The following is a 21,805-nucleotide window of genomic DNA, read 5'->3' on the forward strand; positions in this document are numbered from 1 at the left end:
CAATGTTTGTATGATATAATAGGACAAAATTGGAGGAAACAAAATGATTCTTGAAAACCCGCTGAAAGGAACGCGCGCCAAGCGGCCGGTCATCATCTTCCTGCATGGCTTTGGAAGAAAACGGACAGGCGAGCTGGAGGCTTTCCAAAAGGCGTTTGAAAATGATTATGATATTTTAATGCCCGAGCTTTTCGATCCTGAGGATCCCAAGGATTCCAACGGAATTCTATGGGCGAACCGGGCGCTGCATGTCGTGGAGAAGGAACTGCTCAAACAAAGAAAGGTAATTCTCGGCGGATTTTCTATGGGCGGCGTCATTGCCAGCTGGATCGCCACGCTGCTGCCGGTGGAAAAGCTGATCTTAACCGCGCCGGCCTTCGACTTGATCAATCTGAAAAACACCGGGAATATCCTGGCGTCGTTGATCACGCATTTCACGCACCTGGAATCGCCGCAGGAGATCGCCAACTTCAACGGTCTGCCCGCAAATTTCTTTCAGACGCTGATCGACGTTGTCGTTCAGTTCCGGCCTTACGCTTCGCGGATTTCCTGTCCGGTGCTGTTAATCCACGGATCCCAGGACGGCATCGTCTCCCCGCAAAGCTCCCGGATCGCCTTTGCCAAAATGCCCTCGGCTCAGAAGCAGATGTTCATCATTGAGAATGGCCATCATGTCTTATTTGAGGATGAAGGCGTGTGCCCGGAAGTGCTTGCTTTGATCCGGCTGTATCTGGAGGATCAGATCGTCCTCCGCAGCGAGACGCCGATGCCGGAAAGCACGGAAGCTTCATCCTGCTGAGCAGGGAATAAAGCCGGGTTTTCTCAAAGTCTGTCCTTCGGGCTGACTGAGAAAATCCGGCTTCTTTTTATTAATTATTTCAAAATTATTACATTTTTATGACATTCTTCACACAAATTCCATGATTCTCTTTTATAATAATCCCATGAGGTGAATGTGCATGAAATGGAATCGTTCTGACTTGCTTCGTCTTTTACCCTGGGGATTGCTGGGGATTGCTTTGATTTTCTTCGCCGTCCTGGGCTTTTCTTCCGAGGAAGCCGCGGGCTGCGCTGTCAGCATCAGCGCCGACGGCAGTCATCTCGGCGATCTGTTGACGACCAGCGACCTGGAAATTCAGATCAACGGTCTGCCGCTCTCACTGGATCTCTCCCAAACTGCCCCGATTGCCGCGCCACTGTCGTTAAGCCGTGAAACGGCGAACATCCTGACCTGGACGACAAGCGACCGGGATCTTCAGCTCAGCTGGAATGGTCAGAAGCTGACGTCCCCGGCCGCGATCGAAGTGGATCAGCTCAGTCCGCAGACAACCGCCACGCTGACGATCCGTAAAGGAGACTGCCGACGCAACGTCACCGTTCAAACGCTGCCGGACAGCTTTCCGGCAGTGCAGTTCACAGGTCACAGCCTCAGCGAAGGAGATTACTACGGCGATCTGATGAATGACGACGGCGATTCCTACATCTTTAAAATGGATAACGACGGGCAGCTGTTGTACTACTACCGCGGATTTTATAATAAGAGCGGTTCAGTCATGAACTTTCAAAAGCATGAACTTGACGGCGTCACCTATTATTCCTTCTTTGAACCGACGGCGAACGTTTCCGATCATCTGTTATATATGGGCGTGCAATATGGTCATGTCAACATCCTGGATGATCAATATCAGCGGATTAAACAGGTTGAACTCCTGCCTTCAGATGCGCTGCCTACGGGCGGGATGTGTGAAAATCATGAATTCCTGATGCTGGGTGAGAATCATTATCTGATCACCGGTTCTGTGGATCAGAATATATGGATGTCCAGCGAAGGACGGTATGTCCGGATCAAGGCGGCGCTGATTCAGGAAATCCAGGATGACGAGGTCATCTTTGAGTGGTGCAGCTGCGATTATCCGGCCTTGTTAAAACAATCTGTGGAAAACAACGACTATACCAACACGAATGATCTCTATTATGCCGCGGATTACGCGCATATCAACAGTCTGTGCGTCGATCCGAGCGACGGCAATGTGATCGCTTCGTTCCGCAATCTGGACGAGGTTTTAAAGATTGATCGGAAGACCGGCGAGATTCTGTGGACTTTAGGCGGTCTGGGCGATGATTTCGAATTAACTGAGGAACAGCTTTTCTCCCGCCAGCATTATGCCAAGCTGACGGATGCGGGAACACTGCTTCTGTTTGACAACGGCAACGCCAACGAACAGACGCGGATTCTGGAATTCAAGCTGAATGAAAAGAATCGATCCGTGACATCGTTTCAGGAAATGATCGTTGCGGGGAAATATTCGTTTGCGACCGGCTCGGTGATGAAGACCGAAGCGGACACCTATGTGATCGGCTGGGGCACGGGCAGCGTCCATTCCTTAATGAGCGAGATCGATTTTGAGAACCGGGAAGTCATCGCGGAAATGATCCCGGCGTATGGACAATACAGCTACCGGGTTGTGAAGTTCAAGTAGCGGTTTGCGGCGATATCCAAAGTAAAGGACTGGGAGTTTCGTCAGGTTCTTACTCGGTTTAGGGTAGGAATAGAATTTCCATACAAAGAAGCAGGTAAGATAAAGCGTTATATCTTGCCTGCCCTTTTTATTTTTGCCCAAATCCGAGTAAGAACCTTTCGTCAATGCTTCCAGTTTTTTCATATTAAAAAGCCAGGTAAAGAAGTGGACTCCTTCTCTTCCTGACTTTTTGTCCCTTTAATCGATTAAGGCTGGCGGATAGGCTTGAAGTAGCCGCTGTAATTCCTGCTCTGTCACCGGCGTGGCCGAACCATGCCGGACATCCTCATTCGGCAGCGTATATTCCGATTCTTCCAGCCAGCGCAGATCACTGTCTTCGCCCAGCGTTGAGAACTGTGCGACGTGGAAGGTTCCGTACGGGTAATAGTCCTCGTACAGATAATATTGATCTTCGCCATTGACAGGGAAGACGAACGGGCCTTCCATAAACCGCAGCGGAAACAGGAATTCCTGATCGTAAGCTTCGCCGAACAGCTTGGACAGCGCGTCCGTCGACGCGTAATAAATCGTCTGCGCCGCTTTCCGTTCATCCTTATAGAACAACCAGTATTTTCCCTGCGCCTGCAGTACCGTTCCATCGATCACAGTATAGCCCGGTTTAAAGAAATTGCCCGGATAGCTGTAATGTTCGAAATCCCGCGTCGTCACATAATACAGCGCGCTTTCATCCTTCTCCGTCGGATCGGAGAAATAAATGTAATACAGATCCTGTTCCGGGTCATAGCTCATTTCCGGAGCCCAGGCACGGGTTCCGCTCATCTTTAAGAACGGATCCCACAGTGAAACCGGCACCAGCTGATGATCGGTAAACGTCACTAAATCCGAACTGCGCCAGAGATAAATATCCGGATTGTCAAATCCCTCCGTCGCCAGCAGCACAAAATTTCCATCTCGATCCCGGCCGATAAATGGATCGCGGATCCGGCCGTTGCCCAGCTCGGACGTCAGCACGGCTTCCCCCAGATTCAAATCAGTCCAATGCAGCCCGTCACGGCTGTAAGCCAGCTTGCCGCGCTCCTCGCCCAGCTCGCCGTTAAAATAGGAAAGCACATACCCAGTAAACGCATCGAGTACGACAACGTCGCGTTCGATTGTTTCGCTCAACTCTCCCTGCCGGATTGTGACCTGCAGCCGGGCGTTAACCTTTTCCGAAGCCGTGGTTTTAACAATCCGGTTTTCCTGCAGTTCAATCCCGCCCGACAGCACCGTCCATTCGAGCTGTGAGCCATTTTCTGCCGCAACCGGCAGCACGTCGTTTTCATTCATCAGCGGCTGGAAGTCGTTATTCACGGCGATCTGATCACGCTTTAAACGCGTCTTCGGCGAATCGGCCAGCACCGCAAATTTGAAATCCTTGGTAAAGGTCTGCCCTTTATGTTCCACCTTCGCGGTGATCGTCACTTCCTGATCGCCCTGCACCGCCGTCGGTTTTGTCAGCTTGCCTTGATCCGTAATGATCTCCGGCTTATCGCTGGACCAGCTGAAATACAGATCACGCACCGGATTCTCGGCAAACCAGAGATTGCCGGTCAGATCGTCCTGATTGCTGAAATGGAACGTATCCAGCACAGCTTTCGGATAGAAACGGTCAAACTCCGCCTGGACCTCCTCGGCGGTCCAGGCCTGGTTGATAATCTGGAAATCCTGAAACGTGCCTTCCGCCTGCGGATCGTTGTAGATCAAACTTTTGCCAAGGATCAGCTCGTCTGTCCGCAGCTGTTTCACCTGCTTGGCCACATTGCCCGACGCGGTTTCCTCGCCGTTGAGATACAGCGTGACCGTGTTGCCCTCCTGGGTCAGCACGATATGGTTATAGATGCCGGTTTCAACCGTTGCTTCCTTCTCAGAGATAACCCGGTACGCTTTGTTTCCCGACTGAATCGAATAATTCAGTCCGCAGCGCTCGCCGGTGGGATTGCCGGAAGTCGCCAGCTGCATCACATGCCGGTCGTCGCGGCCCATCGAAAGCAAGGTCGTCCACTCAAAGTTCGCTTCCGGTTTAAACCAGAACGAAATCGTAAAGCTCTTGGAACTGCGCAGAATCTGCGAATAAACCCGGTGTTCGGTCTGAGCATCCAGGCGATAGCCCTGCGCGTCGATTCCCGCGGTACTGAACAGCTCCGGATCCTCCGGCGCGTAGATCTCTACCTGATCCTGAATAAACTTGGTATGACAGCCGCTCAGCAATCCCGCTAACAGACAAAAGCCGCACAGCCATTGAATAATTTTCTTCATGCCTGCACCTCTTTGTTCTTGTTCATCTTATGCCGGATTAAACGCCAGCCGCGCTGGATCAGTTTGCGGAAGGAGGCGTAGGAGAACCAGTAAACAATCGTAAAGACAACAAACACGATCAATCCCAGGACAACACACCCCATCAAAAAATGCAAGGTCGAGGACGTCACGAACGCCTGCTGGGTCTGCCAGCCGGCATACGCCGCAGCGCCGATCAGGATCGCTACACCCAACCGGGTAAACACCATCTTGTAATAGCGCAGCGGATTCAGATGGAACACTTTTTTATAGACCAGAACCGGATTATATAAGAAATCAACGGTCCAGTTCGTCAGCATCGTCGCTGCCAGCACGCCTGCGATCCCTAACGGCTGGATCAGCGCAATCGACAGGACGACCTTGGAGATCGCCAGTAAATAAGCATTGTTTTTCGCGTCTTTGAACAAACCGTTGGCGTCGCGGCAGATGATGATCGGCTCGCGCATCGTCATGTAGAAAATATTGATCGCAAACAGGAAGGCAATCAGAATCGTTACCGAATACTCCGGCCGCATCTTCATCCAGATTAAAACGAACCGTCCGATCACAACGAAGATGCACACGCCGATGATCGACGCGATGTACACGGCGAAGTTAAAGAACTCCGTAAAGACGCTGTAGGAATCCGCGCCGGAATCGTTGAACAGGTTGCCGAAGCTGTTGATCGGCGAGGTGATCGCGGAATTGATGATCTTGGATACCGACTCAGTCAGATAGCTGTAAGAGCCATAGACGCTGGTCATCGTGTAGCCCATGAAAAAGGTAATCACCAGGTTGTCCGTATTGTTTGTGGCCAGCGTCGAGAGGCGCTGGATAATCGTATACTTGGCGTTTTTCTGGAACGCGTCGTCATAGGGCAGCTGTTTGTTTTCCTTCAGCCACGGATAGTTTTTCAAAGCGATCCGGCGGGCGATGAAGTTGGCGATGAACACCTGCAAGCCCTCGATCAAGAAGATATAAATATACGGCAGCTTCAGCAGGATGACGCCGACCATCAGCACCATCCGCAAAATGGCGATCGTCTGGATCCAGATGTTGATTTTGTACTCCTTTTGATCGGCGATGATGACAAAATTCGGTCCCATCAGGAAATAAGACAAACCAAAAGGAACACAAAGGATTAAAAACATCGTCACCGTTTCGCCATAGCCCAGCGGTGATTCAGCGAACATCGGGAACAACAGCGCGGTCAGCGCGCCGACAACCAAGACCGCCATGCCGGTAAACCGGAACACCTTGACGGCGCCGTTATAGATCGACAGCACCCGATCCCGGTCGTTCTCGGCCAGCGGCTTAAACAACAGCTGGCGGAAGGCCAGCGAATAGCTCAGCTCAAAGACATTCAGAAAGGTGATGACGTTCATGATCGTCAGCTGCAGACCGTTGAGGTCGCTGCCGTACAGGTCGATGAACATCCGCACCTTGATAAATCCGAAAATCGGAAGAGCGACGCTGGTGATCAGGCTCACCAAAAAATTGTAAAATGAATATTTTGTGCGCATAAGCTCCTCCTCCTCTTAATGAATCACGTGTTTGTAGAGCGGCAGCGTCAGACTGCCGAAGGTTTTCAAAAACAGCTGATCCTTCCAGCCTAAATTGCGGATGTAGGGATTCTTTTTCCAGTTTGGGTAAAACTCCGCCATCACGGCGTCGCTCATCGCTTTCAGCTCGCTGGTCAGCGGCGAGCGCAGAAAGCGGAACATGCCGTACAGACGCAGATGCTCAATATGTAAATATTCCAGCTCGTCATGATACCGTTCGCTGAGGCCCATTTCCGCAAACTGATCGCGGACCTGCTTCATGACCGGAAAGATTTCTTTCAGCCGCTCGCTCTTGGTGACGGACATGATCGAACCTTCCCGCTGGCGGTAATGAATCCGCGCCTCGTGCTGAATTCCGATCGTTTGGGATTGTGCGAAGATCGGCATCGTGACCGGAATATCCTCATACCAGGTACCCAGCGGATAGCGGTAATGCTTCCGGGTGAAAAAATCCGCACGGTAGAGCTTGTTCCAGGCGAACATCGGCGATAGAAACGCCTGCTTTACCGGACTGTCGAAGGCATGCGGATTCAGCCCCGGCATGATCCAGGACGGCTGGCCGTTTTCATAAAAATATTCGATATCGCTGACCACGACGTCTGCGCCCCGCGCCATGACGTCTGCCATTTTCGCGTAATACTCGGGATCAGCCCAGTCGTCGCTGTCAAGGAAGGCAATCCATTCGCCTTCAGCCTTGCCAATCGCGAAATTGCGGGCGTCCGACAACCCGCCGTTGGGTTTATTCAGCTGCGCAAAACGATCCGGAAACCGGCGCACATAGTCCTCAATAATCTGCGGGGAGGAATCGGTCGAACCATCGTTGACCACCAGCACCTGCAAGTTTTTATAGGTCTGGCCGGCTAACGAATCGAGACATTCCGGCAAGTATTTTTCCACGTTGTAAACGGGCACAATCACAGTAATTTTGGGTTCCACAGCGCTCCTCCTGTCTGATGAAATAAGTATATCATAATCGTGACTTCACAGTTCGTTTTTTTCGTTCTGCCCCCGCGCAGGCCAGCGCTGTCAGGATACCGCCGGCGGTGATCACCAGACCCAGCGTCAATCCGCGGGGACGGAAAACAAGCTTGATTTCATGGGTGCCCTCACTCAGCGGCAGTTCGATGAACGTGTTCTGAAACGGCGTGACCGCCGCCGGCTGCCCGTCGATTTCCGCATGCCAGCCTTTATCATAGGGAATCGTTGTCAGCAGCCGCTGCCCCGCTTCCGCCTGAACGTGCATCGTAATCGTCGCGCCGTGGATCTGAATATCCTGCGCCGCCTGCTTCTGCAGCTTCTGTGTCCATTGCGCTAACGCCGAGATGTCCAGGGAATAAACCTCGGCCCGGGTTAAGCGCAGCAGCTGATCGCGCACGACCAGCTGAATCAGGATATCCTGTCCCGGCGGATAGGCGCCCAGATACAGTGCGCCGGCGTTGATTCCGGTATGCTCGTCTTGGGCATAGTTCTGATTGATCCACAGCTGAAACCATGTTTCATCCGTTTCAAAAGGCAGCTGAAGATAGAGCGGATCTTCCTTATTCAAGGATTGGGTGTAGATTGCGACCGAGGTTTCTGCCTCCGGCCGCTTCGCCACAATCAGCGGCGAGCGGCTCAATTCATCGCCATCCCACACAAACAGATCGGGATCATCCAGCCGCGTGATCAGCGGTTCGCCGCCGCACAGCCGGACCAGTTCGTTTTGCGCGGCAATCGAATAGGTCTGGGGCACCGGCGTCTCATCATGATCGTCAATGACAAATCCCAGCGGCAGCGCGTAGGGATTTTCCAGCACCTCGAAGGTTTCAGTCTCCGCAATTTTCCGGTAATGATCGGTCTGGACCTGGACGTGAACCGCGCCTTTTTCCCGCAGCACATAGCGAATGCCCAGAAATGCGTCGAGCGCCAGCGTCGTGCCGTGATAGGTGCTGCCGAACATCCGGTGGCTGACGCCGTAATGTTCCAGGAAATCGCTGACCTTCTTATCGTAGGTCGACGAGTAATGCGAGATGCCTGGGTAGTTATAGCCCAGCCCTTCGTTTTGATTGCGCGCCGACCAATTTTCAATCCGGTAGCCCGGCTCAGACGCAAAGCTTGCCAGGGCGGTCCGCACTTCATTTTGGTAGTCCAGCACCGTCTGGGCCGAGGCATAGCCGTCATAGACGTTATCCCGATCCAGCGAAATGAATGTGGCAGCGCCCGCGAAAGTCAGCTCGGCGGCGACGGTGACGGCCAGCGCTTTCTGAAAGCCCAGACTCAGCAGCGCCGTGATCCCTGCGATGAACCCGCCGGCGATCAGCTTGGCCGGCAGCGTCATCGTTCCGTTCGCGACCAACAGAAGCAAGACTACAAGCGCCCCGCAGGCCAGCGACTTCTTGTCGCGCGTGTCCCACGCGTCCGCCGCCGCGGCGATCAGCCAGAACACGATCACAAAGCTGAACCGAGTTGGGAAACCATAGGGCATCGACAGAAAATGCCAGAGCTTATACAACGGCGTGAAGAACACCGACGCCGCAAAGAAAAGCAGCGTCAGACCATCGACGAGCTTCTTCCGGTTTGATCGCAACCGCTGGAAAAATGAAGAAAAGACGAGGATCAGACACAACAATCCGGCGTAATCAAACGTGATCTCCTGCCCCAGCGTCACAGCCGGCACACCTGGAAACGCATTGTTCAATCCTGCCAGCCGGGCGAAGCTGAAAAGCGGCAGCACCTCCGCGGGCTGGGCAAGCCGGTTGTTGATCACGGATAAGAAGCTGGGCATCAGCAGCCAGCCGTTGCAAGCCAGGCCGATCGCCATACCGAGTATGCCCTTCTTCAAGACTGTCCCAAATGAAACCGCGTGTTGGTCCTCACTGAAATAGCGCGTCAACGCCATCAGACAGGCAAACATCAGGCCCATGATCGCCGTGTAGTAATTGGAAAACACGCTGGCCGCTACCGCCAGCGTAAATCCCTTGGCCGATTTCCCCCGCAGGATCTGTTCGACGCCGCTCAGCACCATCGGCAGCCAGATTAAACCGTCCAGCCACATTAAACATTGAGAATACGCCAGCGCTGCACCGCTCAGTGCGTAACCCAGCGCGAACAAGCCATGAACCCGGCGCGGACCAAAACGATCCTCCAGATAGAACATCATTGTCCCGCAGCTCAGGCTCAGCTTCAGAAGGGTCGCCAGACTGACGGAAAGCAAAATGGCATCGTTAGGCAGCAAGGCCAGAAGCAGCTGCAGCGGACTGGAGCAGTAATAGGAAAAAATCGGGATGAAGCTGCCGCCCATGCCCGCCGCCTGCGCATAAGTCAGGCTGTTCTGCCCGGTGACGACCGTATGCAGATATTTCAAATATTCGACATATTGAATGTTCAGGTCGTTGATCAAAAGCGAACGGCCGCCAAACGGAACGAAGCCCAGCGCCGCGAAAATTCCGCAAAGCAGGACGGCTGCGCCCAGAAACGCGAAAAACGGCCGGCGGGCGGATCTCAGTCGGCGCATTCCGTTACTCCTTAACGAAGGATTTCACCCAGCGGCGGTAAACCGGATGCGAAACCCCCGCCGTCAGAACCAGCTTATCCTTCATCCGCTCGCGGCTGCCGGTGTAGCCGAAGCGCGTCATCCCTTCCAGGATCGCAGCCCGGTGAGGCATCAGCTTTTCAACCAGCCGGTACAGAACTTCAGCATGTTCCAGTTTTTCCGCCGGCGTGCCCTTGATCCGCCGCAGCTGATAAAATGAGAATTTATAGGCTTCAAAAATCCGGTAGTAAAACAATGCCGGAACCGCAGAACAGCGCTCCGCCTGATCCAGAATCGTGGAGAACACCTGGGCGTGCGCGTCGATTACCTGCGGCTTCAGATCGGTCATCGTGTTGCCGGCCCGGTCGATCAGATAATACGCCAGCGCTTTATCGGTGTAGACGACTTTCTCAGCGTTTAACAGACTGATGTAAAACAACAGGTTATCGGTATAGCCGATTTTATGCGGAAACTGAATGTTCGCCGCCAGGGAACGCCGGTACAGCTTGGCGTGCGGCGAGGGATCCACAAACAACAGATTCTCAAATTCCGGTGTGCCCTTTACATACCCCTGGCCTGGCCGCAGCGCCGTAAATTTTGTGTTGTAGGCTGGATCGTACTTCTGTTCGTCGCTGTCGGAATAAATGAAATTCTTCGCGCCGATCACCAGATCCGCCTGGTTGGCATCCGCCAAGCCGACCAGGGTTTCCAGCGCGTCGTCCGCTAAGTAATCGTCCGGATCGCAGACGAGGAAATATTCCGAATCCAGCCGTGCGATCGCCATTTCCAAAACGGAACCATAGCCGCCGTTTTCCTTGCGGATGGCGACGACTTTCTCCGGATACGCCGCCGCGTAGCGGTCGATGATCGGCTGTTCATTTTTCGGCGATCCGTCGTTGACGGCATAGATCACATAGTCGGAATAGGTTTGCCGCAGCAAGGAATCCAGACACTTGGCGACGTATTCCTCAACATTGTAAATCGGCACGATAATCGTAACTTTACTCATGGTCAGTTTCTCCTTTACTTCACGATCCAGCTTTACCGGCGGATCCAATTGCGGGTGCGCAGATAGCCCTTCAGCACTTGCGGACGCATGTAGATCCAGTCGTTTTTCTGGCGGTTGATCGGGTATTTGCATTCCGGATAGTCCGGAAAATTCTTATGAATGAACGCGAAACACGCGTCGATGTATTCGTTGACCAGCTTCCGGTCTTTGACCGTGCGGGTCTTCTTCAGGTTTTCGATGATGTTAACGCAGGCCAGATACTTCAGTTCTTCATAGTATTGGTCGTAGACGCCTTCCTGCCGGTAGTAATTCATCGTTTCCTCAGCCATTGTCAGAATGTGATAAGCCTTCTGATTAAAGGATTGGGTGATATTGCCCGGCCGGTCGGCGAGGTAGTCGTACAGCGGCTCATTGACAAACGCGATCGACCTGGCTTTCAACAGAAGCTTATAGGTTGTCCCCAGATCCTCGTACAGATAACCAAACGGGTAGGTGATGCCGTTGTCCTCAAACAGCGAGCGCCGGTACATCTTGTTCCAGGCGGCGTTAAGGATGCGCGTGATCATTTCCGGATTTTCTTTCAGCGTATAAACGCGATCGCCGGAATAACGGTTGGCAATCACTTCCTTGGTCTGCGTTTTCATAAAATATTGATAAACATCGAATATCACGAGATCCGCGCCGGTTTCATCCAGCTTCGCGGCCGCTTTTTCAAGCGCCTGCGGTTCAAGGAAATCATCGGAATCTACGAACAGGATATACGGTGATGTGGCAAATTTCATGCCATAGTTGCGTGCATCGGACAAGCCGCCGTTAGGTTTTTCCAGCACCTGAATCCGCGGATCACGGTTCTTATAGATGTAGAGCAGTTCATTGGAATGATCGGTCGATCCATCGTCGACGCACAGAATCTCAATCTCCTCAAGCGTCTGATGAATTAAGGAATCCAGACATTTTTCCAGATAATCTTCGACGTTATAAACCGGAACGACAACGCTGACTTTACTCATGGGCGGCTTCTCCTTTGCGATGGTTTAACACTTTGCGGATCAGATTCATGTGGAAATCATCCTTCATCAGCGTCAGCAGACCAAAATACACGATGACGCCGGCGGCGATCTGAATGAGATTGGTCGTAAACCGCGGACCCATCGCTTCCCCGATAAAATGAACGGGAAGCATCATGACGAGCGAAGCGATGACATACTTCGTCACTTCTCTTATGCGAAAGCCCAGATCCAATTGCCCCCGGATCGACAGCCATTGCGTCAACGTCACCATCAACTCGGCGATGACTGAGCCGGTGATCGCACCGAAAGCGCCGAACTTCGGCATCAGTAAGGCATTCAGGCAGAAATTCGTCAGAGCCCCGAGGATCACCGAGCGGGTATATTCCTTCGTCCGGCCGATCGGCAGAAGGTATTGCGTACCGAAGACGTTGCTGAGAGAAATAAACAGGATGATCGGCGTCGTAAAGATGATCAGCGGCGTCACGATCTGATAAGTGTCGTCGAGGAACCAGCCGATAAAATAAGGAATCAGCGAGATGATTCCGGCGATCATCGGAATGGCCAGATACAGCGCCATCCTTAACGTCGTGCGCAAAAATCGCAGCACTTCCTCATCCTGACCCTTGGCATGGATGTTGGCAATCCGCGGCAGCATGACGCTGCCGATCGACGTGATGAAAAACAGGAACATCTTAATGAACCGCTGAGCCTGGTTATAGAAGCTGACGTGACTGACGTCGGCGTATAAGTAGCCTAACATCGAAACATCCAGCATCGTATAAACGCTGGTCGCGATCTGCGGGATGAAAAGCATGAGATTGGGTTTGAAATGCTTGAGCACATCTTTGAAATGGATCGGCGTCCACTTGACATATTGCTTCAGCTGGGTCCACATGATCAGCTGGCCCAGCACGCCGGAGCCGGCGTTGATCACGATGAACAGCGCCAGATCAGAAGGTTTCTTTACGAACGCAAAGATCAGGATAATCCCCAGGATCTTGATGATCATGTTGCGGATCGAAGCCGTTTTGAAATCCTCGACACCATAGAAAAACCAGGTGATATCCAGGGCGACTGACAACAGCGAAATCGTCTGGATCGTCGCGTACAGACGCACGCTGTCCTGCACGGTAAACAAGTAGAGGAAATAAACGAGCGTGGAGGCGCACATGCTTAAAAACTGCATTGTGAAAATCTCAAAGAACGTCTTTGACATCTTGGTCTGGTCATCGCGGACGCGCGCGATCTCCCGGTTGCCGTAGATCGAAACGCCCATGATTCCAAACAGCACGAACCACTGGACATTGCTGCCGGTCCAGTCGCTGATACCCAGCATCGTCGCGCCCAGCGTCCGGGTCACATACGGCACCGTAATCATCGGCGCCAAAACGACTAACAGTTGATATAAAATATTATAGAAATAGTTTTGCAGTATCTTTTTATCCATAAAATCACCTTTATTTAGTATAGCATGAATAGAAGAAAACTGCGAATTGTAAACGCAGTTTCCCTGTTTCTTGCTTTTTTCCGAGCCTTTGGATGGGGATCGATCCTGCATCAGGACAGAACCAATGCTGCCTGAGATCTCGTTCAGCGAATCTGTTTCATCGCCTATCCCCGAGAAGATTCGTGCTCAACGCTTTCGTTCAGCGAATTTCCGTCATCCGTTCTTCCTTTGCTAAGAGTGCGAGGTTTCGTTTAATTTGTTGAACATTTGCAAGGCTTTCGCAACGATCGCGTCCATGTTGTAGTATTGATATTCTGCCAGACGGCCTAAGAGATGAAGATTGTCGATCCCGCGGATCAGCTCGCAATACGCCTGATACTGACGGCGGCATTCTTCTTTGGCGATCGGGTAGTACGGGATGTTCCCGGTTTCCCCATCGTGATGGTAAGTCAGCGGGTATTCGACAGCGATGGTCGTCGCTTCCGGCTGCTGCTCCGCCTGCATCAGGAGTTTGTATTCCGTGATGCGGGTAAACGCGTTCTGCTGGGCCGGGGTCGGATAGTTGACGGTCGCCGCTTCCTGGTAGGTATGCGGATGGCTCTGAATATCAAATTCCAGCGAACGGTACGGCAGCTCGCCTAACGGATAGTCAAGCAGATCATCGATCGCACCGGTGAAGATCACCGGCCCCTGGAAGACTTCGCCTTCAAACAGAATTTGCTTGTTTTCCAAATCGACCTTCAGACATGACTTCGCGTCGGTCTTCAGGCGGACTTCGATCTTTTCATTTTTCAGCATATTTTCAAAGATTTCGGTAAATCCATGCGCCGGCATCATCTGATAGGTATCCTGGAAATAGCGGTCGTCATAGGAGATATGAACGGGCACGCGGCCGGTGACCGCCGGATCGATTTCTTCCGGCGTCTGTCCCCATTGTTTCATCGTGTAGTATTTGAAGACATGTTCGTAGATGTATTCCGCCAGCTCGTTAATTTCCGGATTGGCATTGGCGCGGAGCTGCAGGATCGGCACCTTCTTTTCCATCCCATATTCATTGATCAGCAGTGCTTTTAAACGCTCGGCTTTTTCCTTGGGGAACGAGCGTTCAATCGTTGTCAGATTGAATGGAATCGGTGCAACGACGCCGTTGATGTGGCCGAGTACGCGGTGCTGATAAGGATACCAGTCTGTAAACTGGGAGAGGTAATCGACGACCTCGCGGGAATTGGTATGGAAGATATGCGGGCCGTATTCGTGACGGCGCACGCCGTTTTCATCGATGTAGTCGTACATGTTGCCGCCGACATGGGCGCGTTTTTCCAGGACGAGCACACGCTTGCCCGCGACATGGGCAAAGCGTTCCGCGATGACGCTGCCGGCAAAGCCCGCGCCGATAACAATAACTTCTGGTTTCATTCCGATCTCCTTTTACGGTCTGTCCTTATACATGGTTTTGTAGTAGTTCTGATAGTCGCCTTGCAGGATGTGCTCCCACCAGTCGCGATGCGTCAGATACCAGTCGATGGTCTGCGGAATGCCGGTCTCAAACGTATATTTAGGTTTCCAGCCGAGTTCCGTTTCAATTTTAGTCGGATCCATCGCATAGCGCAGATCGTGACCCGGGCGGTCCTTGACGAAGTGGATCAGTGATTCCGGCTTATTCAAAGCGGCGAGAATCGTCTTCACCACTTCCAGATTGGTCTTTTCATTGTGGCCGCCAATGTTGTAGACCTCACCCTCACGGCCCTTGCGCAGAATCAGATCAATCGCCGTGCAGTGATCGTAGACGTGCAGCCAGTCGCGAACGTTCATCCCATCGCCATACACCGGCAGACTTTCATCGGCCAGCGCACGGCTGATCATCAGAGGAATCAGCTTTTCCGGAAAATGATAAGGTCCATAGTTGTTCGAGCAGCGGGAAATCGTTACCGGCAGCTTAAATGTGCGGTGATAGGCCTGAACTAACAGATCGGCGCCGGCCTTGGCCGCACTGTAAGGGCTGGAGGTATGGATCGGTGTTTCTTCGGTGAAGAACAGATCCGGACGATCTAACGGCAGATCGCCGTAGACTTCGTCGGTCGAGACCTGATGGTAGCGCTGAATGCCGTATTTGCGGCAGGCGTCCATCAAGACCTGAGTGCCGAGAATATTGGTCGTGATGAAGACCTCTGGATCCTCTACAGAACGGTCGACATGAGTTTCCGCGGCAAAGTTAACGACCATGTCGAATTTTTCTTCGGCAAACAAGTGATCGATCAACTCGCGATCGCGGATATCGCCTTTTACAAATTTAAAATTCGGCTTTTCCATGATCGGCTCCAGAGTTTCCAGATTGCCCGCATAGGTCAGAAGGTCTAATACGACGATCTGGTCTTCCGGATAGGTATTGACCATGTAGTGAGCGAAATTACCGCCGATAAACCCGGCTCCGCCTGTGACTAAAAACTTCATTTACGAATTCCCCCTTGTTCTTTTTTTATCCGTTTGATTTCTTTGACAATGCCTTCCTGAATCGTCGTCTGAATTGTGAAGCCGGTCAGACGTTTCAGTTTTTCAATATTGAGGACAATCTGATCGACAACCGGGACTTCGCTGTTGACATGCCGGATCTCGATCGCCTGGCCGGTTTTTTCCTGCACTTCATCCAGGATCTCCGTCAGGCTCGTCGCGGTTTGCGAAGCGACGTTGACGATTTCATTCTGGATTTGATGATCAAGAAGCAGCTGGATCGCCTGGGCAAAGTCTTCGATATAAATGTAATCGCGGCTGCTGTGCGGAGAAGCCCACATTTCAAAGGCTTCGTGGCTCAGCGCTTTTTCGATCAGGATCGGGATAACGCCTTGTTTCTTATCCGTCGTCTGATGCCCGCCGTAAGGGTTAGCGAGACGCAGGATCAGATAAGGCAGACCGGATTGGCGGATCACCTGTTCACAGCGGGTCTTGCTTCGGGCGTAAAGGGTGATCGGATGCAGCGGCGCGTCTTCGCAGATCGGTTCTGCGGCATTGCCGTAGACCGTACCCCCTGATGACATGAAGATAAACAGCCGCGCGCCGCGCTGCTTCAGCTGACATAACAGAAATTCGTATTTTTCTTCAACTCCGCGGAGTGTTTTTTCCTCATCCTCACTGCGGGCGTTGTTGGCGAGCAGTGAAATGGTATCGATGACGACGACGTCTTCAAAATCGACTTGATCGAGATCTTTAGCCGAAAAGGCGTTGATTTCTTTAAAGTTGGAACACAGCGGCGTGTAGGGACTGGGTAACCCGATGATTTCGGTTTCTGCTTTCTGACTCAGCAGAGAAGCGAGATTGTAGCCTAAATAGCCGCAGCCTAATAGTATGATTTTCATTGCGACTCCTTTATTTGTTGTAGCTGGTGACAAAATTTCCGGAAGCGACCGTTCTTAAATGTTCGCCATAGGGGGATTTCCCATAAGAAGCGGCGGAAGCCAGCAGTTGGTCGGTGTCAATCCAGTGATTGTAGAAAGCAATCTCTTCAGGAACCGAGATCTTGATTCCCTGAACTTCCTCGATGGTTTTGACAAAGTCACTGGCCTGGGCGAGCGAACTGATCGTCCCGGTATCCAGCCAGGCAAAGCCGCGGCCAAAAACGACGCAGTCAATTTCGCCTTTTTCCAGATAGACTTTATTCAGATCGGTAATTTCGTATTCGCCGCGGGCTGAAGGCTTCAGGTTCTTGGCGTATTCAACGACGCGGTTGTCGTAGAAATAGAGGCCGACAACGGCATAATTTGATTTTGGGGTTTCCGGTTTTTCTTCCAGAGAAAGGACTTTTCCGGTTTTATCGAATTCAACGACGCCGAATCGTTCTGGATCCGGGACGTATTGTCCAAAGATCGTTGCGCGGCCTTTGTTATTTTTAGCTCTTTCCAGCATCTCGCTGAAGTGGTTGCCATGGAATATATTATCTCCCAAAATCAGGCAGACATCCTCGTCACCGATAAATTCTTCGCCTAGAACGAAAGCTTGCGCCAAACCGTCGGGCGATGGCTGAACTTTATAGGATAGCTGAATTCCAAACTGACTTCCGTCGCCCAGCAGGCGTTCGAAATTCGGCAGATCCTGAGGTGTGGAAATGATCAGGATATCGCGGATTCCTGCCAGCATCAGCGTCGACAGGGGATAATAGATCATCGGTTTATCATAGACGGGCAGCAGTTGTTTGGATGTGACTTTCGTCAGGGGATACAAACGGGTGCCGCTGCCTCCTGCAAGAATAATTCCTTTCATGGATTTCCTCCCAAACTCTTTAATTCCTCATTATTTTATCATAGTTAAGCATTGAATGCCATTCATTCAGTGAATTCTGAAAGTAGTGGTTCTCTCACCAACACTATTTTTGAAAGAGCCAAAGTAGTTCAGCGATTCACTTTCGGTGACGCATAAAGAAAAGAAGACCGAATACATCAGCCTTCTTTTGATTTAATTACCTAAAAAGTTTTGAGAATAGATTGAAGAATCGGTTCGGGAAGATAAAACCTGTAGAGGTTCCGTTTTCTTGCTCAGCATCAGGATTACCATCGCCGTTTCCAGCAGGTGGCTCTGGATTATCTGTCGGTTCTTCACTCGGCTCCGTTGTCGGCTCATCCGTTGGTTCAATCGTTGGCTCAACTGTTGGTTCTATAGTAGGCTGAGTAGTTGGCTCAGCAGTTGGTTCAATCGTTGGTACAATTGTCGGTTCGACCGTTGGTACCACAGTAGGTTCAGCTGTAGGTTTAGTTGTAGGCACTGTCGTAGGCGTTGTTGTTGGAGTTATCGTTGGTGTCGTTGTCGGATTCGCAATACATCCTGCGCCTCCGGTATTCAAATCAGAATCATTTTTAGCATAATATCCACTCTCACAGACACAAGCATTTTTACCCGAATCATAGTAGGAGTTCGCAGGACAATTCTTCGTTGCCCCTTCATGCGTAATAACGCTGACCGTAATTTCCGTCACATTTTCCGTTTTAATACCTGCACGAACGCTTTGAGCGACTACCGTGTTTTCCGGATAAGAATCTACATAGCCCTCTTCACCTTGATGGATCTTAGTGACATTGACTGTAATTCCTCGGGTAGAAGCCCAAGCTTGAACGTCTGACAATAGCTTTCCACTAAAGTTAATCACAGTATCCGGTGCTTCATCGTGAATAATCGGTTCTGAATAAGTTTCATTCGATAACGTCGGTGCAGTGAAGACCCAGTTGGCACTAAATGAAATGGCTTTCGGCGCGTCGATTTTAGAATCCAAGTTGATATTTCTCAAAATCGCATTGCGGTTATCCGTAATTGATCCCTGATATACACGATAAATATACAGATTCAGCTGCATGCTTTCATTCCATTTTGAAGATCCATAACCAGTTACGCGGGATCCCACCATGTTAATGACATTAGCATTTTTAACATAGCTGCGGTTCATTTTCTTAATTGAATAATTAAACAAACTGATCAATTGATCAACGCTGAAGTTCGTTGAAACATTTTCTCCGGCAGCATCCAGAACATTTAACGCTTTGTTAACGTCTGTCAATTTCAGAGCTTCCGTTAAAATTGCTTCAATAACCTGCTGCTGATTGGCCTGACGCTGGAAATCACCATTGGCATACAAATGACGTTCACGCGCATAGGCCAGCGCCTGTTCACCGTTTAACCGGTTGGTTCCTGCTGGAACCCAGACCGTCATCTTACCGCGGGCATCGGATTTCTGACCTACAAATTCATAAGGGTTCGTAATGATGATCCCGCCCAAAGCGTCAACCATTTTAACGATGCCGGTAAAGTTGCTTTCAAAATAGAAATCAATATCCACATCCATTAAATCTTCAACTGTATCAATTGTGCACTGACGGCTGCGGACACGAGCATGCGTGATCTTATCTTCTGATTTTCCTGCATAACAGGCAATCGGCACATAGCTGTCACGAGCAATCGAAGTCAAAGTTACCTGCATGCTGATCGGATTGAAAGAAGCCAGCATTAAGGCATCCGATCGTTGTTCATCGGTACCGATAATCAGAACCGTAAAAGGTTCGGTCGTAATATCTTTATCAGAACCTGATTCTGTAGTTACCGTAATATTCTTATCAAACGTCAAAATTGATTTCGTATTCTCTAAATATTCGCTGTAACCATCATTGACCTCAAACATCGCGACATAGTTGCTTGGCAGCGCCGCCGCGTCAATTTCTCCGCCGAACAGACCCATCAACATACTGTTGTAATCGTCATATTCATGATAAGTGACATTGATCTTTTTCGCTTCTAATTCTTTCTTAGGAAGAATATAGCCGACTTGTTCTTCCGTATTCGATAAGATACCGAAGGTCTTGCCTTCAAGATCGTTAATATCGTTAATTGCGAAATTTCCGTTTTCGCTGTAAACAACAAAGGAAACTTCAACTTTCTCACTGGTCGTCCCGGTGTTAATAATCTTATCAATATTTTTGTTTACCCGGGTCGTAACATAGGTTAACGCACCGCCGGATAAAAATGCAATCACCAAGACGCCGATCGTCACATAGAGAACACTCTTTTTCATCGCATAGGCGTTGTAAGCAATTAAGCCGTTCAATACCAGCAGAATTACCAGAATCACAACGTTAATGAGGACGAAGATCGACTTGCTGAAGTTGCTGTAGCGCGTAATGTTAAGGATGCCTAAGACCATCAAAATATCAGTCAGAATCGCGATGGCAGCCAGAACAAAGTTCATGTTGGAAAGTTTACGTTTACTCATTTTATTCTGTTTCGTCATAGCTAACCTCCTTAATCATAATGGTCAAAGAACTGTGCAATTTCATAACGTCCGTTATTGTTAATAACGGTAAAATAACCAGTCTTCTGAAAACTATCAACATCTATTTTTGGGCTTGGTTTATAATTCCAAGTTGTTTCGATGTAAAATGAAGCGAATTCTTCACCGGAATACAGCTCAAAATTTCCAGCAACAGCAGAAGAAGTAATTGTTATATCAGAAACTTCTAACAAGTTTTCACGCCCATACTGACTGATGTATAAATCCAGATCCTTATAAAATTCCCAGCGTGATTGTTCCTGAAAGCTGGTAAACATTGGCCCATATATATATTGCAGACCCCCGACTTCATAATTACCATCTTTGTTTGTCCAGGTAAAATAATCAGCAATAAAATTGCGAACAACCGCTTCACTGATCGCCAGCTGATCGTCCCCTTTTAAGGCCTCTGTCAATTTCTTGAACTCATCCTGCTGAAACTGTGTTGGATTATTTCCGATGACGTATTGGTCATTCTTCATCGACGAAGTATTCGTCTTTTCAACGACCTCGCCGCTACCCGCGGATTTCTTTAACGAAATCCGAACGATATTGAAGCCCATAACCGCAACGACGACTAAGGAAGCCGCCAACATCATATAAATAATCTGTTTATTTTTCTTTGCGCGTTTTGCTTTTGCTTTATCCTGCTTACTCACTAACATTCCTCCTTTTATTACTCGTATTTTTTACGGACGATATATTTCGGACGTTTTTTGGTCTCCATGTATGTTTTCGACAGGTATTCGCCGATAATGCCTAAGCTTAACAGCTGAATTCCTCCCAAAAACAGAATGATGACGACCATCGATGGATAACCCGCAACCGGATCGCCTACGATCAAGGCCTTCCCAAAAACAAAGATCATATAAAGGAAAGCGATGATAGAAACGAAGATTCCGGAAATCGTCGCCATTCGCAGCGGAGCAACAGTAAAGGCAACAATGCCTTCAATCGCGTAAGCGAATAACTTCCAGAACGACCAGCTCGTTTCCCCAGCAACACGCTCCACATTCTCATACTCCAAATAAACCGTTTTATAACCAACCCAGGCAAAGATGCCTTTGGAGAACCGGTGATATTCCTGAAGTGAAAGAACGCTGTCGACAACCTCGCGGGTCATCAACCGGAAATCCCGCGCACCGTCAACAATTTCGACTTCAGTAAACTTATTGATCAGTTTATAAAACTGCCGTGCAAAGAAGGAACGAATTTTCGGTTCCCCTTTTCGCGTAACCCGGCGGGTACCTACAATGTCCACATGCTGCTGATTCATGGCTTCAAACATCTTTGGCAAATATTCCGGCGGATCCTGTAAATCAGCATCCATGACCGTGACGTAATTACCCGTCGCATTTTCCAATCCCGCTAACAGGCCGCCCTCTTTGCCAAAATTCCGGCTGAAGTCAATGACCTTGACAATACCCGGATGCGCATCATGGAGCTTCACCAATTCTTCTAAGGTATTATCGCGGGAACCGTCGTTGACAAAAATAATTTCATAATCCATGTTCATGGCATCCACTACTTTTGTTGTTTCGCGGTAAAAGATGTTCACCGTTTCCTGTTCGTTATAACAAGGAACTACGATTGAAAGCTTATCCATATCTAACCTCCGCAAATTCACCATTTAATTATAAAGGAGAAATTCAAGAAGTACAAATACTTTCCTAA

Annotated in this window: 16 protein-coding genes; 2 read left to right on the forward strand and 14 right to left on the reverse strand. The window is 50.2% G+C overall.

All coding sequences use genetic code 11. The features are described 5' to 3' along the window. Nucleotides 1–43: 43 nt before the first annotated feature. Together DWY25_RS13820 and DWY25_RS13825 are read left to right on the forward strand one after the other, a co-directional pair. Nucleotides 44–799 carry an alpha/beta hydrolase gene (locus DWY25_RS13820; RefSeq protein WP_117895724.1) on the forward strand — a complete coding sequence of 252 codons (756 nt, stop codon included), beginning with the start codon at nucleotides 44–46 and terminating at the stop codon, nucleotides 797–799. A gap of 160 nt (nucleotides 800–959) precedes the next feature. Continuing rightward, complete coding sequence (locus DWY25_RS13825) at nucleotides 960–2,480, forward strand: arylsulfotransferase family protein (protein WP_181981836.1); 1,521 nt, start codon at nucleotides 960–962, stop codon at nucleotides 2,478–2,480. Between the two features lie 237 nt (nucleotides 2,481–2,717). Here DWY25_RS13825 and DWY25_RS13830 read toward each other — a convergent pair whose 3' ends face one another. The 14 genes from DWY25_RS13830 to DWY25_RS13895 all read right to left on the reverse strand — a co-directional run bounded on the left by DWY25_RS13830 (nucleotide 2,718) and on the right by DWY25_RS13895 (nucleotide 21,737). Beyond that, the gene (locus DWY25_RS13830) at nucleotides 2,718–4,775 is read right to left on the reverse strand and encodes a LamG-like jellyroll fold domain-containing protein (RefSeq protein WP_117895726.1); all 2,058 of its coding nucleotides are present in this window, start codon (nucleotides 4,773–4,775) and stop codon (nucleotides 2,718–2,720) included. Next, nucleotides 4,772–6,316, reverse strand: a complete 1,545-nt coding sequence (locus DWY25_RS13835; RefSeq protein WP_117895727.1) for a polysaccharide biosynthesis protein — start codon at nucleotides 6,314–6,316, stop codon at nucleotides 4,772–4,774. The genes DWY25_RS13830 and DWY25_RS13835 overlap by 4 nt, the downstream gene beginning before the upstream one ends. Nucleotides 6,317–6,331: 15 nt before the next feature. Then, on the reverse strand, nucleotides 6,332–7,291 hold the full coding sequence (locus tag DWY25_RS13840) for a glycosyltransferase family 2 protein (protein ID WP_181981837.1): 960 nt from the start codon (nucleotides 7,289–7,291) through the stop codon (nucleotides 6,332–6,334). A gap of 31 nt (nucleotides 7,292–7,322) precedes the next feature. Further along, nucleotides 7,323–9,848 carry a YfhO family protein gene (locus tag DWY25_RS13845; RefSeq protein WP_117895729.1) on the reverse strand — a complete coding sequence of 842 codons (2,526 nt, stop codon included), beginning with the start codon at nucleotides 9,846–9,848 and terminating at the stop codon, nucleotides 7,323–7,325. A gap of 4 nt (nucleotides 9,849–9,852) precedes the next feature. Next, the gene (locus tag DWY25_RS13850; protein WP_181981838.1) at nucleotides 9,853–10,875 is read right to left on the reverse strand and encodes a glycosyltransferase family 2 protein; all 1,023 of its coding nucleotides are present in this window, start codon (nucleotides 10,873–10,875) and stop codon (nucleotides 9,853–9,855) included. A gap of 32 nt (nucleotides 10,876–10,907) precedes the next feature. Continuing rightward, nucleotides 10,908–11,885, reverse strand: coding sequence for a glycosyltransferase family 2 protein (locus tag DWY25_RS13855; protein ID WP_117895731.1), 978 nt, complete (start codon nucleotides 11,883–11,885; stop codon nucleotides 10,908–10,910). Then, entirely contained in the window at nucleotides 11,878–13,332 is a 1,455-nt protein-coding gene (locus tag DWY25_RS13860; RefSeq protein ID WP_181981839.1) for an oligosaccharide flippase family protein, read from the reverse strand. The genes DWY25_RS13855 and DWY25_RS13860 overlap by 8 nt, the downstream gene beginning before the upstream one ends. A 231-nt stretch (nucleotides 13,333–13,563) precedes the next feature. After that, nucleotides 13,564–14,748, reverse strand: coding sequence for a UDP-galactopyranose mutase (gene glf / locus DWY25_RS13865; protein ID WP_117895733.1), 1,185 nt, complete (start codon nucleotides 14,746–14,748; stop codon nucleotides 13,564–13,566). 12 nt (nucleotides 14,749–14,760) lie between these two features. Beyond that, a complete protein-coding gene (rfbB, locus tag DWY25_RS13870; protein WP_117895734.1) occupies nucleotides 14,761–15,783 on the reverse strand; it encodes a dTDP-glucose 4,6-dehydratase in 1,023 nt (340 codons plus the stop codon). Beyond that, nucleotides 15,780–16,682 carry an NAD-dependent epimerase/dehydratase family protein gene (locus DWY25_RS13875; RefSeq protein WP_117895735.1) on the reverse strand — a complete coding sequence of 301 codons (903 nt, stop codon included), beginning with the start codon at nucleotides 16,680–16,682 and terminating at the stop codon, nucleotides 15,780–15,782. Before DWY25_RS13875 ends, rfbB begins: the two co-directional genes overlap by 4 nt. Before the next feature lie 10 nt (nucleotides 16,683–16,692). Beyond that, complete coding sequence (rfbA, locus tag DWY25_RS13880; RefSeq protein ID WP_117895736.1) at nucleotides 16,693–17,583, reverse strand: glucose-1-phosphate thymidylyltransferase RfbA; 891 nt, start codon at nucleotides 17,581–17,583, stop codon at nucleotides 16,693–16,695. A gap of 196 nt (nucleotides 17,584–17,779) precedes the next feature. Beyond that, nucleotides 17,780–20,092, reverse strand: a complete 2,313-nt coding sequence (locus tag DWY25_RS13885) for an LCP family glycopolymer transferase (protein ID WP_117895737.1) — start codon at nucleotides 20,090–20,092, stop codon at nucleotides 17,780–17,782. 11 nt (nucleotides 20,093–20,103) lie between these two features. Then, entirely contained in the window at nucleotides 20,104–20,790 is a 687-nt protein-coding gene (locus DWY25_RS13890; protein ID WP_117895738.1) for a hypothetical protein, read from the reverse strand. Nucleotides 20,791–20,807: 17 nt separating this feature from the next. Then, nucleotides 20,808–21,737: a glycosyltransferase family 2 protein gene (locus tag DWY25_RS13895; RefSeq protein WP_039864845.1), complete on the reverse strand. Its 930-nt coding sequence runs from the start codon at nucleotides 21,735–21,737 to the stop codon at nucleotides 20,808–20,810. Nucleotides 21,738–21,805: the final 68 nt, after the last annotated feature.

The sequence above is a fragment of the Holdemania filiformis genome (genome assembly GCF_003459085.1).
In the GTDB taxonomy this organism is placed as follows: Bacteria; Bacillota_I; Bacilli_A; order Erysipelotrichales; family Erysipelotrichaceae; genus Holdemania; species Holdemania filiformis.